The organism is Sulfuritalea hydrogenivorans sk43H, from assembly GCF_000828635.1.
GTDB classification, from domain to species: domain Bacteria; phylum Pseudomonadota; class Gammaproteobacteria; order Burkholderiales; family Rhodocyclaceae; genus Sulfuritalea; species Sulfuritalea hydrogenivorans.
In genome coordinates this window covers 3,478,631-3,493,196 of record NZ_AP012547.1, presented here as the reverse complement: position 1 = coordinate 3,493,196, position 14,566 = coordinate 3,478,631, and the positions used below count along the sequence as shown (strand labels likewise).

16 protein-coding genes are annotated in these 14,566 nt (G+C 62.6%); 7 read left to right on the top strand and 9 right to left on the bottom strand.

Translation table 11 applies throughout. The annotated features are described in order from the left end of the window. Nucleotides 1-6: 6 nt before the first annotated feature. From SUTH_RS16620 to SUTH_RS16585, 8 genes are all read right to left on the bottom strand, one after another. Complete coding sequence (locus tag SUTH_RS16620) at nucleotides 7-942, bottom strand: carbohydrate kinase family protein (protein ID WP_041100839.1); 936 nt, start codon at nucleotides 940-942, stop codon at nucleotides 7-9. Nucleotides 943-957: 15 nt separating this feature from the next. Beyond that, on the bottom strand, nucleotides 958-1,923 hold the full coding sequence (locus tag SUTH_RS16615; protein ID WP_041100837.1) for a DUF3426 domain-containing protein: 966 nt from the start codon (nucleotides 1,921-1,923) through the stop codon (nucleotides 958-960). Further along, on the bottom strand, nucleotides 1,917-2,816 hold the full coding sequence (prmA, locus tag SUTH_RS16610; RefSeq protein WP_041100835.1) for a 50S ribosomal protein L11 methyltransferase: 900 nt from the start codon (nucleotides 2,814-2,816) through the stop codon (nucleotides 1,917-1,919). Before prmA ends, SUTH_RS16615 begins: the two co-directional genes overlap by 7 nt. A gap of 5 nt (nucleotides 2,817-2,821) precedes the next feature. Further along, on the bottom strand, nucleotides 2,822-4,186 hold the full coding sequence (gene accC, locus SUTH_RS16605; protein ID WP_041102493.1) for an acetyl-CoA carboxylase biotin carboxylase subunit: 1,365 nt from the start codon (nucleotides 4,184-4,186) through the stop codon (nucleotides 2,822-2,824). A gap of 117 nt (nucleotides 4,187-4,303) precedes the next feature. Continuing rightward, nucleotides 4,304-4,750, bottom strand: coding sequence for an acetyl-CoA carboxylase biotin carboxyl carrier protein (gene accB / locus SUTH_RS16600; protein ID WP_041100833.1), 447 nt, complete (start codon nucleotides 4,748-4,750; stop codon nucleotides 4,304-4,306). A 51-nt stretch (nucleotides 4,751-4,801) separates the two neighbouring features. Next, entirely contained in the window at nucleotides 4,802-5,290 is a 489-nt protein-coding gene (gene aroQ, locus SUTH_RS16595; RefSeq protein WP_041100831.1) for a type II 3-dehydroquinate dehydratase, read from the bottom strand. Between the two features lie 38 nt (nucleotides 5,291-5,328). After that, nucleotides 5,329-5,868 carry a TlpA family protein disulfide reductase gene (locus tag SUTH_RS16590; RefSeq protein WP_041100829.1) on the bottom strand — a complete coding sequence of 180 codons (540 nt, stop codon included), beginning with the start codon at nucleotides 5,866-5,868 and terminating at the stop codon, nucleotides 5,329-5,331. After that, entirely contained in the window at nucleotides 5,865-6,470 is a 606-nt protein-coding gene (locus tag SUTH_RS16585) for a hypothetical protein (protein ID WP_041102491.1), read from the bottom strand. The genes SUTH_RS16590 and SUTH_RS16585 overlap by 4 nt, the downstream gene beginning before the upstream one ends. A gap of 108 nt (nucleotides 6,471-6,578) precedes the next feature. Here SUTH_RS16585 and mpl point away from each other — a divergent pair, with 108 nt between their 5' ends. Then, nucleotides 6,579-7,928, top strand: coding sequence for a UDP-N-acetylmuramate:L-alanyl-gamma-D-glutamyl-meso-diaminopimelate ligase (gene mpl, locus SUTH_RS16580; protein ID WP_041100827.1), 1,350 nt, complete (start codon nucleotides 6,579-6,581; stop codon nucleotides 7,926-7,928). A gap of 104 nt (nucleotides 7,929-8,032) precedes the next feature. Here mpl and SUTH_RS16575 read toward each other — a convergent pair whose 3' ends face one another. Then, complete coding sequence (locus SUTH_RS16575; RefSeq protein ID WP_041100825.1) at nucleotides 8,033-8,704, bottom strand: c-type cytochrome; 672 nt, start codon at nucleotides 8,702-8,704, stop codon at nucleotides 8,033-8,035. Nucleotides 8,705-8,862: 158 nt separating this feature from the next. Between SUTH_RS16575 and SUTH_RS16570 the strand changes: the two genes are divergently transcribed. The 6 genes from SUTH_RS16570 (at nucleotide 8,863) to cyoE (ending at nucleotide 14,558) form a co-directional block, all read left to right on the top strand. Beyond that, nucleotides 8,863-9,624 (top strand): cytochrome c oxidase subunit 3, encoded by a 762-nt coding sequence (locus tag SUTH_RS16570; RefSeq protein WP_041100823.1) that lies wholly within the window; start codon nucleotides 8,863-8,865, stop codon nucleotides 9,622-9,624. Nucleotides 9,625-9,710: 86 nt separating this feature from the next. Beyond that, nucleotides 9,711-10,454, top strand: coding sequence for an SCO family protein (locus SUTH_RS16565; RefSeq protein WP_041100821.1), 744 nt, complete (start codon nucleotides 9,711-9,713; stop codon nucleotides 10,452-10,454). Beyond that, nucleotides 10,447-11,265 carry a cytochrome c oxidase subunit II gene (coxB, locus tag SUTH_RS16560; RefSeq protein ID WP_052473731.1) on the top strand — a complete coding sequence of 273 codons (819 nt, stop codon included), beginning with the start codon at nucleotides 10,447-10,449 and terminating at the stop codon, nucleotides 11,263-11,265. The genes SUTH_RS16565 and coxB overlap by 8 nt, the downstream gene beginning before the upstream one ends. A gap of 14 nt (nucleotides 11,266-11,279) precedes the next feature. Next, the gene (locus SUTH_RS16555; RefSeq protein ID WP_052473730.1) at nucleotides 11,280-12,851 is read left to right on the top strand and encodes a cytochrome c oxidase subunit I; all 1,572 of its coding nucleotides are present in this window, start codon (nucleotides 11,280-11,282) and stop codon (nucleotides 12,849-12,851) included. Nucleotides 12,852-12,914: 63 nt separating this feature from the next. Beyond that, a complete protein-coding gene (locus SUTH_RS16550) occupies nucleotides 12,915-13,577 on the top strand; it encodes an SCO family protein (protein ID WP_084207464.1) in 663 nt (220 codons plus the stop codon). An 81-nt stretch (nucleotides 13,578-13,658) separates the two neighbouring features. Then, complete coding sequence (cyoE, locus tag SUTH_RS16545) at nucleotides 13,659-14,558, top strand: heme o synthase (protein WP_041100817.1); 900 nt, start codon at nucleotides 13,659-13,661, stop codon at nucleotides 14,556-14,558. Nucleotides 14,559-14,566 lie beyond the last annotated feature (8 nt).

Here is a 14,566-nt window from a genome sequence, read left to right as displayed (position 1 = left end):
TTTCCTTTACCAGAGAATATCGCCGAACGCCGCCTGGTAGTGCCGGGCAATGTCGTCCCGCGTCAGTTTGTGGTTCTGGCCGCCGCGGTGCGCGATCTTGATTGAACCCATCAGCGAAGCCAGCCGCCCGGTCTTCTCCCACGCCCAACCCTTGTTGATGCCGAACAGCAGGCCGGCGCGATAAGCATCGCCGCATCCCGTCGGATCGATCACGGCTTTCGCCGGCGCCACGGGAATCTCGATGCGGCGCCCCTGCGCGTAGATATGCGATCCGCTGCCGGCCAGTGTCACGATCAGTGCCTCAACTTCGTTCGCCAGTTGTTCCAGCGTGCGCCCGGTGCGCTCCGTCAGCAATTTGGCTTCGTAGTCATTGACCGTGCAATAGTCGGCAAGTTTCAGGAAGGCCATGAGTTCGTCGCCGTCGAACATCGGCAGGCCCTGGCCCGGATCGAAGATGAAAGGAATCTTCGCGGCATGGAATTCGCGCGCATGCTGCAGCATGCCGTCGCGGCCGTCGGGCGAGATGATGCCGAGGGTGACGCCCTTCGCGTCCGTCACCTTGTTCTGATGCGACTGCGTCATTGCGCCGGGGTGGAACGCGGTGATCTGGTTGTCGTCGAGGTCGGTGGTGATGAAGGCCTGCGCGGTAAAGCTGCCCGGCACGTCCCTGACGTGGCTTGCGTCCAGCCCGAGCTGCTTGAGGCGGTGCATGTAGGGCGCGCTGTCGTCGCCGATGGTGGCCATGATCAGCGGCTCGCCGCCCAGCAGCTTGAGGTTGTAGGCGATGTTGCCGGCGCAGCCGCCGAACTCGCGCCGCATGTCGGGCACCAGGAAGGCGACGTTGAGGATGTGGATCTGCTCGGGCAGGATGTGATTCTTGAAGCGGTCGCCGAATACCATGATGGTGTCGTAGGCCATCGATCCGCAGATGAGTGTCTTCATGAAAGCTTTCGGGGTTCAGGGATAGAAAAGGTACAGCCGGTAACCGCTGGCCGCCATCTCGCCGGGGTCGACGCCGATGGCCACCATGATATCGGCGTTGGGCTGCATGCCGTGGACGAGGGATGTTTTCGGCGGCAGGTAGTCGGTCGGCGCCAATATCTTGCGGGCGATGGCCTTGTCCGCCGTATCGGTGAGCGTGAGTTCCAGATGCGGATACTGCTGGGCGAACGGCGCGCGGTTCTTCAGCGTCGCGGCGAGTGCCAGCCGGCCGGGGTGGCTGCTGTCCGGGTGCAGGTCGGATGCCTCGATGCTGACCAGAGCGACTTTTGCCGGCAGGCCCACTTCGCAGTCGGCAATGTCGCACAAGGCGACCAGGGCCGGCTTGATCTCCGGCGACAGCACCGCCAGCTCGATGCGGAAAGCCAGGGCGGCCTGCAGGCCCAGCGCGATCAGCGCAACGAGGCCGCCAACCGCCCAAGGCCAGCGGCGCGGCGGCGGCGGGGGCTCGGGAAATGTCTCGCTCCAGTCGACCGGGGCGGCTTCCGGCTCGGCCGTCGCCTCGGATTCGATGGCTTCCGCTTGGGCTGCTTCAGCTTCGGCGACTTGAGACCCGACCGCTTCGACTGGCTCCAGAGCTGGTGGCCCTTCGATTTCGGGCCGCGATGATGCGGAGGAGTCATCCTGCTCTTCCGGCATCAGCGCAGGAGTTTGCTCGGGAGTCGGCGCTGGCGGGACGGCGAGAATATCCGTTTCAGCCGTGGAAAACGCGGCAGGTTGCGTTTCGGCCGGGGGCGGCACGATGTTCTGCGGCGGCAATTCGGCCGTGGCGGGCACGACCACCATCATTGGCTCTTCGATCAGGCTGTCGAGCGCGTTGAAGACCTTCTGGCATTCGCCGCAGCGCACGCGACCGGAGCGCGCCTTGAGCTGCTCCGCGGTAACTCGGAAGTGCGTTTCGCAGGCAGGGCAGCGCGTCAGCATAGTTGCCCCTCCAGACGCACCCAGCCGTCGAGTTCGGCGCCGACGCGCAGCGCGATCAGCGGCGCATACGCGGCGATGACTTGCTCCGCCTGGCTCGCCAGCACGCCCGACAGCGCAATGCGCCCGCCAGGCGCGATGCGCGCAACCAGCAGCGGCGCCAGTACGCAGAGGGGGTTGGTCAGGATATTGGCGACGACGATGTCGAAGCGCTCTTGCAGTGCTTCCCCCGAGTGGCGCAAGCCGAGCGTCACGCTGTTGTTGACGGCGTTGTCGTGCGCCGAGACCAGTGCATTGCGGTCGATGTCCACTCCCAGCACCGAAGCGGCCCCCAGCTTGGCGGCGGCGATGGCGAGGATGCCCGAGCCGCAGCCGTAGTCGAGGAGCGTTTCGCCGCCGTGCAGGGTGTCGGTCAGCCATTGCAGGCAGAGGAAGGTCGTCGGATGCGATCCGGTGCCGAAGGCGAGGCCGGGGTCGAGGACCAGATTGATGGCGTTCGGATCGGGCGCCACATGCCATGAAGGAACGATCCACAGGCGGTCATTGACCCGGATTGGATCGAACTGCGCTTGCGTGAGCCGCACCCAGTCCTGCTCGGCGACTTCTTCCAGTTCGATTTCGGGCAGGTCGTCGATGCCGGCCGCCACCGTGGCGGCGGCGATGCGACCGATCAGGTCATCGCTCGGGTCGAATAGCGCCACTACGCGGCTGATGTTCCACAGCGGGACAATGGGCTGGTCGTTCGCCCCGCCAGGCTCGCCGAATTGCGGCGTTTCCTCGTCGGTCCCCGCCTGCGCATCTTCGACGCTGACGGAAATCGCGCCGGCGGCCAGCAAGGTGTCGGTGAGCGAATCCGCATGCGCGGCGTCGGTCTCCAGGGCGACGCTGACCCACATGGCGCCTACTTGCCCTTCGTTACTTCGTTTCTGGCCGCCAGCTTCTCTTCAAGGTAATGAATGCTGGTACCGCCCTTGATGAAGCGCTCGTCGAGCATCAGGTCCTGATGCAGCGGGATGTTGGTCTTGATGCCGTCCACCATCATTTCCGACAGTGCAATCCGCATCCGGCGAATGGCCTGTTCGCGCGTGTCGCCGTAAGCGATCACTTTGCCGATCATCGAGTCGTAGTGGGGTGGCACGGTGTAGCCGGAATAGGCGTGGGAATCGACGCGAATGCCCGGACCGCCGGGCGGATGCCAGTTGGTGATCTTTCCCGGCGAGGGCGTGAATTTGAAGGGGTCTTCGGCATTGATGCGGCATTCGATGGCATGGCCGCGAAGTTCGATGTCGCGCTGCTTGAACCAGAGTTTTTCTCCGGCGGCGATGCGAATCTGCGCCTGGACGATGTCGATTCCGGTGACGAATTCGGTCACCGGGTGCTCGACCTGGACGCGGGTGTTCATCTCGATGAAATAGAACTCGCCGTTCTCGTAGAGGAACTCGAAGGTGCCCGCGCCGCGGTAGTTGATGCGGCGACAGGCTTCGGCACAGCGGTCGCCGACGCGGGCAAGCACGCGGCGGTTGATGTCGGGCGCCGGAGCTTCCTCGATCACCTTCTGGTGGCGGCGCTGCATCGAGCAGTCGCGCTCGCCCAGATAGACCGAGTTGCGATGGGCGTCGGAGAGCACCTGGATTTCCACATGGCGCGGGTTCTCGAGGAACTTCTCCATGTACACCGTGGAGTTGTTGAAAGCCGCTCCGGCTTCGCTGCGGGTCATGTTGACCGCGTTGATCAGCGCGGCCTCGGTATGCACCACGCGCATGCCGCGTCCGCCGCCGCCGCCGGCGGCCTTGATGATCACCGGATAGCCCACGGCGCGGCCGATCTTGACGATTTCCTTCGGGTCGTCGGGCAGGGCGCCGTCGGAGCCGGGCACGCAGGGCACCCCGGCTTCCTTCATGGCGTTCTTGGCGCTGACCTTGTCGCCCATCAGGCGAATGGTCTCGGGGCGCGGGCCGATGAAGGCAAAGCCGGATTTTTCCACCCGCTCGGCGAAATCGGCGTTTTCCGAGAGGAAGCCGTAGCCGGGATGGATCGCCTCGGCGTCGGTGACCTCGGCGGCGGAAATGATCGCGGGGATGTTGAGGTAGCTCTGGGATGACGCGGCCGGGCCGATGCAGACCGACTCGTCGGCCAGCTTGACGTACTTCGCCTCGGTATCGGCTTCGGAATGGACGGCGACCGTGCGCACCCCGAGTTCGCGACAGGCGCGCAGGATGCGCAGTGCGATCTCCCCGCGATTTGCAATAAGGACCTTACCGAACATCATGCCTCCGCCGGGCCGCCCCAAGGAGGCATGCATCGTTGAACCGGACGCTGCAAAGCAGCGGAACCTTTGTCACCCCTTTCCATGGGGAAGGGGCTGGGGGATGGGCCTTCATCGTCAGCCGATCACGAACATCGGCTGACCGAATTCCACCGCCTGGCCGTTTTCAACCTGGATGGCCTTGATCACGCCGGAAATGTCGGCTTCGATCTCGTTCATCAGCTTCATCGCCTCGATGACGCACAGCGTATCGCCCTCTTTCACCGTTTGGCCGACCTCGACAAAGGGAGAGGCGTCCGGGCTGCTCGCACGATAGAAGGTGCCGACCATCGGCGCCTTCATGATGTGCCCCTCCATCTTTGCCGGGGCGGCTTCGGTGGTGGGAGTCGGCGCTGGCGACACGGCGACCGGAGCCGCCGCCGGCATGCTGACCACGGTGGTGGCCGGCGCCGCGCTCAGGTGCTTGGCGATGCGGATCTTTTCTTCGCCCTCGCTGATTTCGAGTTCCGAAATGCCGGAATTCTGTACGAGATCAATCAGGGTCTTGAGCTTTCTCAGGTCCATGGGGACTCCTTAAACTGGGATTTGCGGCCGCAGCCGCCGATTTTCTGGGTTCTAGATGGCGCGCAAGCGAGCCAGCGCTGCTTCCAGCGCCAGTTCGTAGCCTTGAGCGCCAAGACCGGATACCACGCCGACGGCGATATCCGAGAAATACGAATGGCGGCGGAACTCTTCCCGCCCATGCACATTCGACAGGTGCACCTCGATGAACGGGATCGCCACCGCAGCCAGGGCATCGCGCAAGGCGACGCTGGTATGGGTATAGCCCGCCGGGTTGATGATGATGAAACGCACGCCCTGCTCGCGGGCCGACTGCACCCGGTCGATCAGTTCGCCTTCGTGGTTGCTTTGAAAGCTCTCGAGCCGAACGCCGAACGAACGCGCCCGCGCTTCCATGGCTTTGTGGATGCTGGCCAGCGTGGTGCGTCCGTAAATCTCGGGTTCGCGCGTGCCCAGCAGGTTCAGGTTGGGCCCGTGAAGCACCAGAACAGCGTCATTGGGGCTGCTGCCAGTGTTTGCTTTACTGCTTTTTGGCTTCGTCATGACCGCAAGTTTGCCGCAAATACCCGCACTTTGTCCAGCTATCGGGAAATCAGGTCTTTCAGCTGCCGCTCCAGCTCAGACTCCGACAGCCGCCCCAGCTTGGTCGCGGCAAGCCTTCCCTCGCGATCAAAGACAGCAGTGAATGGCAGGGCCTGCCGCGTGTTGCCCAGATCGGCACTGCTTTTCATGATTTCCATGCTACCGATCAGCAGCGGGTAGCTGACAGGCGTTTCTTTCTGAAATTCAATGATTTTAGCTGCGTCATCGATGCTGATGCCGACAAATTGAACACCTTTGTCGCGGAATTTTTCTTGCAGCCTGGAAAAGCCCGGCATTTCCTCGCGGCAGGGGTGGCACCAGGTCGCCCAATAGTTGATCACGAGGATTTTGCCGCGCCATTGGGCGAGGCTCTGCGGTTTGGCATCCAGGCCGGTGAGGACGAGATCGAAGATCGGTATTTTCGGCGCTACCGGGATTGGTGCTTCCGTGCTTTTGCCCAGAACGCCAAGTCGATAGCCGATGAGCGCAGCAAACAGCGCAAGCCCGCCGAGCGCCAGCCAGAGCAGCGAACGCTTCATTTGGGCGCGCTTCGCAGGAGTTCGATCACGCCCTCGGCGCGAACCCGGTTGCGTCCGCGTCCGCCATGCGGGTTTTTCGGTTGCTGGCGTTCGGCGACCGGAGGGAATATGGCGATCAGAACCGGGAAGTCGTTCCAGTCGAGGCGTAACTGGGCATCGACGCCAGCCCGGCGATTATCCATAATATCGTAGGAGATGCCGTGAGATAGCAGCGCAATCTCTACATCTTTGCTGCTGTCGGCGAACAGTTCGATCTCCACGGCGGAATAGCGGCCGGCAGTGCCGTCCAGGGCGCCACCGGTCAGGTAGGGGTGAAATTCCGCCAGCAACTGCATGACTTCGAGTCCGGTGGTGCGCAGGTCGTGAACGCGTTCGAGTTGCTCGTCTTCCTGGTAGAGAGATTGCCAGGCGCGCAGTTCGGTTTCGATCTCTTCGTTGGTCGGCAACGCCTCCCCTTCGGCAGCGCCCAGGCTGCGCGCCGCCTTGCGTTTGGCGGCGCCGTAGTCGGTGAGGCCTTCCTCGGCCATGAGGCGTGCCGCTGCGCTGGCAATGCTGCGTCGCAGGTAGCTGGATGCGGAAGGGGCAAGTTTGCGGCGTGGCATGGTGCGCTTGGGCAAATGCAGTGAGCTGTGATGTCCGTCGCTTTTGGCGCAGCGGACGGTATCTCTTGGCGGGATAGAATTCGCTCCATTATTTCACGGAACCGTGACATGCATATTCACATCCTCGGCATTTGCGGCACCTTCATGGGCGGCATTGCCTTGCTGGCCCGTGCCGCCGGGCATCGCGTGACCGGCTGCGATGCCAATGTCTATCCGCCGATGAGCACGCAGCTCGGCGAGCAGGGCATCGATCTGGTGGCCGGCTATGGGGTCGAGCAGTTGGCGCTGAATCCCGACTTGTATGTGGTGGGCAACGCGATTTCGCGCGGCAATCCGCTGCTCGAAGCGATTCTCGAGCGGAACCTGCCCTATGTTTCCGGTCCGCAGTGGCTGGCCCAGAACATTCTGCGCGGCCGCTGGGTGCTGGGTGTCGCCGGCACGCACGGCAAGACGACGACGACTTCGCTGCTGGCGTGGATTCTCGAAGAGGCGGGGCTGAATCCATCCTTTCTGGTGGGCGGCGTGCCTCAGGGCTTCGGCGTTTCAGCCCGATTGACCGACTCACCGTTCTTTGTCATCGAAGCCGACGAGTACGACACGGCCTTCTGCGACAAGCGTTCGAAGTTTGTGCACTACCAGCCGCGCACCGCGATCCTGAACAATCTTGAGTTCGATCATGCCGACATCTTCATCGATCTCGCAGCTATCGAGACGCAATTCCATCATTTGGTGCGGACTTTGCCGGGGAATGGCCTGATTGTCGCCAATGCCGAAGAGGCGTCGCTCAAGCGCGTCCTGGCGCGCGGCTGCTGGACGCCGGTCGAGTGGTTCAACGGTACGGAGGGCTGGCAGGCTGGCGACCCCGATGCTGCGGGTGGTTTTACGGTGAGCCTGGGCGGTAAAGCGCAGGGCCGGGTCGAGCGCTTCGACCTCGCCGGCGCGCATAACCGCGCCAATGCCGTGGCGGCGCTCGCGGCAGCGCGGCATGCCGGCGTTCCTGTAGCGCTTGGCCTCAAGGCATTGGAAACCTTCAGCGGCATCAAGCGCCGGCTTGAGGTTCGCGGCACGGTTCGCGGCGTGACCGTGATCGACGATTTCGCGCATCACCCGACGGCAATTCGGGTAACGCTTGAAGGCCTGCGCCAGCGCGTGGGTCGCGCCAGAATTCTTGCCGTCCTCGAGCCGCGTTCCAACACCATGAAGCTCGGCGCCATGAAAGCGCAACTGCCGGAAAGCCTGGCCGATGCTGATGCGACGTATTGCTACGCCAGCAATCTGGGTTGGGACGCTGCCGAAACCCTTGCCCCGCTGGGCAGCAAGGCGCGCAGCTTCGATGATCTCGACCGGCTGGTGGCCGCAGTGGCTGCCGATGCGCGCGAGGGCGATCAGGTGCTGGTCATGAGCAACGGCGGTTTTGGCGGAGTGCACGGCAAACTGCTCACCGCACTTGCGGATTGAGGTGGCCGGCGAGGTTCGGGCGATGTTGCCGGACCCCAAAACAATCGGCCCGCGGATTCCCGCGGGCCGATTTGCTTGCAGTGGCCGGGGGGCCTTGGCCGGGACTATTTGCCGAGGCTGGCGATGTACTCGGAAACGGCCGCAATATCCTTGTCGTCCATGCGGCCTGCAATGTCGCGCATGACCTTGGCCGGGTCGGTGGCGCGCTTGCCCGATTTGTAAGCCTTCAACTGGTCACTGACGTAGCCGGCGTGCTGGCCGCCGATGGCGGGAGCCAGAACGGCGGGCACCTTCGACATGGTCTTGCCCCACTCGCGATTGCCGATGCCTTTCAGGCCGTGACAACCGACACAGGCGGCGACGACATCAGGGCGCCCTTTGCCCTTGAAGAAAATTTTCTCTCCCTGAGCCATCAGTTCCTTGTTCTGGATCGCATTCGGTGCAACTTTCTGGCTGGCGAACCAGGCGGCGATGTCGGCCATATCGACTTCGGCCACGGCCTGAGCCTGCGGGCTCATGGTCTCGTTGCTGCGCCGCCCGGACTTGAAGTCGTGCAATGACTTGACGATGTATTCCGGCACCTGGGCGGCGAGTTTTGGGGCCTTCAGGGCGGCGAAAATCTCCGGCGCGCTGTTGCCGTCGGCGCCGTGGCAGCCACCGCAGGCCGCGGCTTTTTGCTGCCCGGCCTCAGCATTGCCGGAGGGTTTTCCGGCGGCGCCAGACAGGGTAGCCAAAGTCGCGCAGGCGACCGCGACGAATAAATGCTTGGGGGTCATTTTTCTGATTTCCTCTTGAATCGGGTTGCGAAAATTGCCGAAGCTTGAAATAATCCAGTCAAGTTGATTTAGATCAATTATGTTTTAACATCGATCGACTGGCAACCATCGCAGCAATATTTTCTGCGGGTTCCGGCATAAGAATACGGGGAGAAGCAATGGCGCACGACGCCCATCACGCGGAAGGACATGCTCACGCCCACTGGGATACCAGCGTCTGGCCCTTCGTCATCAGCTTCGGCATTCTGTTCATGGCCGTGGCCTTTTCGTTTCACTTCGTCTATCACAACAGTTTTTCCGCGATCCTGTCACTTGGACTGGCACTGCCGATGATCATTGCCGGCGTGGCCGGCTGGACCAGCGAAGCGATGGGCAAGGGCGAAAGCCTTTCCTACTCGGCGATGGGCTGGTTCATCCTGGCCGAGGCGATGATCTTCATGTCCTTCTTCGCCGGCTACTGGTACACCCGCCTGCACGCCGATTCGTGGCCCCCGGCCGGCACAATTGCGCTGCCCAAGCTGATGCCGCTGGTGATGACCTTTGTCCTGGTGGCTTCGTCACTCACCATCCATTACGCGGAGCATCTGCTGCACATCGGCAACAAGGCCGGCTTCCGTCTCTGGTATCTGCTGACCATCGTCTTGGGCGCGGTATTCCTCGGCATGTCCGCCTACGAGTGGTCGCACCTGATTCACCAGGGCTTCACCATCAGCACCAATTCCTTCAGCACCGTGTTCTTCTCCGTCACCGGCCTCCACGGTTCGCACGTGGTGGTGGGTCTGGCCATTTTCCTGGCGGGACTTCCTTCCGTCATGCGGGGCGGCGACATCGATGAAGGCTTCATGCGCACCGCCGGCCTTTACTGGCACTTTGTAGACATCATTTGGTTCTTCGTCGTTTCGCAAATCTATTACTGGTAATCGCTTCAGTGGCTGTCTGGGCGGCGTCAAGCGCCGCCTGGGCCGTCAGCGAGCCGACACGGAACAGTGCGCCGGATGGGTCTGTCATGCAGATCGACGAGCCGCGCTTTCTGGGCAACCGGCTGAAGGGTGAAACCAGGCTGACCGATGCCGACGGGATGGATTTCAGCGTCTCGGAGATGCTGGGCAAGCCGCTGATTCTGTTGTTGTCGTATTACGGTTGTGATGGCAGTTGCCCGACCATGAATGCCGAACTGGCGAAGGTGCTGGAGAAAGTCAGGCGATTCGAACTGGGCAAGGACTACCGGGTGCTTACCGTGTCGTTCGACAAGCGCGACACGAGCGGGACGGCAAAGACTTTCATCGCCAAGTCGGCGGGCGTGCCGGAGGCCATGCAGGGTGGTTGGCGCCACGCGGTGCTGAAGGTCGGGGCGGCGGAAGGTAGTGTTGAAAGTTTTGCCGGGGAAGTGGGGTTCCGCTTCTTCTGGTCGGATGCGGCGGGGGCGTTCCTGCATCCGAACGTGCTGGTGTTTTTGACGCCCGAAGGACGTGTTGCCCGCTACATCTACGGCACGCGAATGGATGCGCGGACAATTGAATTGGCGATCACCGATGCCGACTGGGAGAGGATTTCCAACTCGACTGCGGTGTTCGACATGGTGACCGGAGCCTGCTTCAGCTACAACTATGCGGAAGGCAGGTACCAGTTGAATTATTCGCTTCTGGCCGGTGTCGGGTCCCTGCTGCTGGGGCTTGGCCTGATGGGGCTGGGGGCTTGGTTCTATCGGAAGAAGATGAAAAAAGAGCTACGGGAGGAAACGCATGCATGAACGACTGAAGCGCGTCACGGGCGGGTTGGCTGCCTTGTTGGCCGCGGTTCCGGCGTGGGCCGCAGACGCCTACGTTGCCGCAAAGGCCGGAAGCGGCCAGCTGGCCGCGATTGCCGATCCGGCACGCGGCTGGGACAAGCTCTGGCACGAGGTGATCATCGATATCACCGTGATCGGCATTGCGTTTGCCCTGGTGACGGCCTATTTCGTCTGGAAATACCGCCGCCGGCCCGGCAACGAGGTTGGCCAGTCGCCCAAGCTGTCGCCGGCCGCCGCCGTGGCCTGGGTCGTGATCCCGACCTTCGTTTTCCTGGCCGACGACCTGTTCATTGCCGCCAACGGCTGGGCGCTGTGGAACACCTATCGCGACGTGCCGGCCGACCGCCTTGAGGTCAAGCTCGAGTCCGGCATGTACAGCTGGGACTACACCTATGCCAACGGCGTCCGCACCCAGAACCAGTTGATCGTTCCCGCCGGCAAGCCGGTGATGCTGCGCATGACCAGCCGCGATACCCTGCACAGTCATTTCATTCCGGACTTCCGAGTCAAGGAGGACTCGATGCCGGGACGCGTCACCTACCTGTGGTTTCACCCGACCAAGCCGGGCGAGCACCTGGTCACCTGTGCCGAGTTTTGCGGCGTGATGCACGGCTACATGGCCGGCCGCGTCATCGTCAAGTCGGCAGACGACTACGCTGCCTGGATGAAGCAGGAAGAAACCCTGCTGGCCGCTGCGTCTGTGCCGGCCGAATCTGACAAACCCGCCGGCAAGCCCACCGGCAAGGCTGACGCCAAGCCCAAGAAGACCTGAGGGAGAAGTACAAGATGAATCTCAAGGAATGGATTTTCACCACCGACCACAAGCGGGTCGGGGTACTCTATCTGATCGGCTCCATCCTCGCTTTCGCGATCGCCGGCGTCATGGCCCTGCTGATGCGGGCCGAGTTGTCCACCATCGGCCCGACCATCACCGGCAATCCGACTCAGTACAACGTCTGGCTCTATGCCCACGGCGCGGTGATGATTCTCGGTTTCCAGATCCCGGCGCTGACGGGTTTCTTCGCCAACTTCTGCATTCCGCTGATGATCGGCGCCAAGGACGTGGCTTTCCCACGCGTCAATGCGCTTTCGGTGTGGCTGTTCTACGTCGGCCTGATCCTCGCCGTGATGACTTTCTTCATCCCCGATCCCCCCGATGTGATGTGGACCGGCTATCCGCCGTATTCCACCATCACCACCGGCAACACGGCGATGTATTCCTTCACGGTGCTGATCCTCGGCTTCGCCTCGATCATCGGCGGAGTTAACTTCCTGACCACCGTGGCCTACATGCGCGCGCCTGGAATCACGCTCAACAAGCTGAACATCTTCGTCTGGTGCACGCTGGGCGCCTTCGTCCTGCAACTGATCTTCGTGCCGGTGCTGGGCACGGCGGTGACGCTGATCAGCATGGACAAATATCTGGGCACCAACTTCTTCGACCCGTCAAAGGGCGGCGACGTGCTGACCTACCAGAACCTGTTCTGGTTCTACTCGCACCCGGCGGTGTACGTGATCTTCCTGCCCTACTTCGGGGTGGTGTATGAGGTCATCGCCGCGCACGCGAAGAACATGGTGTTCAACTACAAGATGGTGGTCTATGGTGGCATCGGCGGCATCGTGCTGCTGGCCGGCGAGGTATGGGTGCACCACCTGTACGTGTCCGGCATGGCCGACTGGCTGCGCATCGGCCAGATGGTGACCACGCTGATGATCTCGATCCCGGTCGGCCTGATGGTGATCGGCCTGGTCGGCACGTTGTACAAGAGCTCGATCAGCTTTACCACGCCGATGCTTTACGCACTCGGCGTCGTCTTCCTGTTCCTGATCGGCGGTTTGACCGGGGTACCGCTGGCGGTGCCCTCGTTGACGCTGCATCTGTCCGATACCTATTACGTCGTGGGCCACTTCCACTACGTGATGGCCGTGGCCGGCACCTTCTCCATCTTCGCCGGGGTCTACCACTGGTTTCCGAAGATGACGGGGCGCATGTACAACGAGTTCTGGGGCAAGGCCGGTTTCTGGCTGACCTTCGTCGGCACCAATATCGTGTTCTGGATCATGATGGACATCGGTGTCGATGGCATGCCGCGCCGCTACTACGACTATGCCCATTTCCCGCAGTTCGAGCACGCCCATCAGTGGATGACCGCCGGTGCGGTGATTCTGGGACTGGGCTTCGGCATTGCCGTGCTGAACTGGATCGTCGGCGCCATGAAGGGGCCTCCGGCCGGAGACAACCCCTGGGGTTCGCCGTCGCTGGAGTGGACCACGGTGTCGCCGCCGCCGCACGGCAACTGGCCGACGCCGCCTTCTGTTTCCGCCGACTGGCATCCGTACGGCTTCAAGAAGGGCTGAGCAACGCAGCATTCCGGCAAGGCGCCCCGAACAAGGGGCGCCTTGTTCTTTTGGAGCGTCAGGATGAAATCAAGCGTGTGGCAGTGGCTGCTGGTTGCCGGGCTGGCGCTGGCGCTGGCGGGCGGCTGGCTGACATGGCAAAGCCTTCACGGCGGGCCGCTTCCCGCCGGCGAAGTCCCCAGCGTCACCGAGGTTCGCGACGACGCGCCGCTGCCGGCTTTCGTCCTGGCCGGACCGAAGGGCGAGTTCGCCAACGCGGATCTGCTTGGACGCTGGAGCTTCATCTTCTTCGGTTATACCCAGTGTCCGGACATCTGCCCGACGGCGCTGACGCTGATGAAGGAGGTCAAGGCGATGCTTGGAACGCAGGGCGCCGCCGTACCGCCAGCGCCGTCCCAAGGGATACCGCTGCGCATAACTTTCCAGGTGGTGTTCGTCTCCGTCGATCCGCGTCGAGACACTCGTGAACTGCTGGGCGAGTACCTGGCGGCGTTTGATCCCTCCTTTATCGGCGTCAGCGGCGATGACGCCGCGCTGGCACCCCTGACCAAAAAGCTCGGCGTCTACTATCAGCGCAACGACGGAGCGGACACCAAACGCTATACCGTTGATCACTCTGCATCGATCTATCTGATCGATCCACAGGGACACCTGGCGGCGGTGTTTTCGCCGCCGCAGACTGCGACCCAGCTGGTTGCCGACTACCGTCGCATCGCACGACAATAGGGGGCCGGCGCTGCATTGCAGCCCTTGGCCACGTGATAAACTCACCCGCATCCTCCGGGCTCAAACGTTCATTTCCCCAGCGTGAAATCCACTACCCTGAAACTGCAAAGCAACTCCCATCGCCTGCGCCAGTATTTCCAGCTGGCGAAGCCGCGCGTGGTATCGCTGATCGTGTTCTGTGCGGTGATCGGCATGTTCCTCGCCGTTCCCGGCATGGTGCCGTGGCGCATCCTGCTGGCCGGCACGGCCGGCATCGCGCTGGTAGCCGGGGCCGCCGCCGCCGCGAATTGCCTGATCGAACAGAAGATCGATGCCCTGATGGCGCGCACGCGCGGCCGCCCCCTGCCGCAGGGCGAAGTCAATTCGATCGAGACGCTGCTGTTCTCGGGCCTGATCGGTGGCGCCGGCCTGTTCATGCTCTATTACTGGGTGAATCCCTTCACCATGTGGCTGACCTTCGCCACCTTCGTCGGCTACGCGGTGATCTACACCATCTTTCTCAAGCCCAATACCTCACAGAACATCGTCATCGGCGGTGCTTCCGGCGCCATGCCGCCGGTGCTGGGCTGGGCAGCGGTGACAGGGGATGCGCCGGGCGAAGCCTGGCTGCTGTTCCTCATCATCTTCGTCTGGACGCCGCCGCATTTCTGGTCGCTGGCGCTGTACCGCACCAAGGAATACGCCGCGGCCGGGCTGCCGATGCTGCCGGTAACGCATGGCGCCGAATACACCCGCCGCCATGTGTTTTTCTACACCGTGGGCCTGACCCTGGTGACCCTGGTGCCCTACGTCATCGGGATGTCCGGCTGGTTCTACCTGACGTCGGCGGTTTTGCTCGACACCATGTTTCTGGGTTACGCATGGCTGATCTGGCGCGACTATTCGGATGCCGTGGCGCGCATCACCTTTCGTTGGTCGATCATCTATCTCGCCCTGCTTTTCGCCGCCCTTCTGGTCGATCACTACCTGCCAGCCTGGTAAACGCCGGG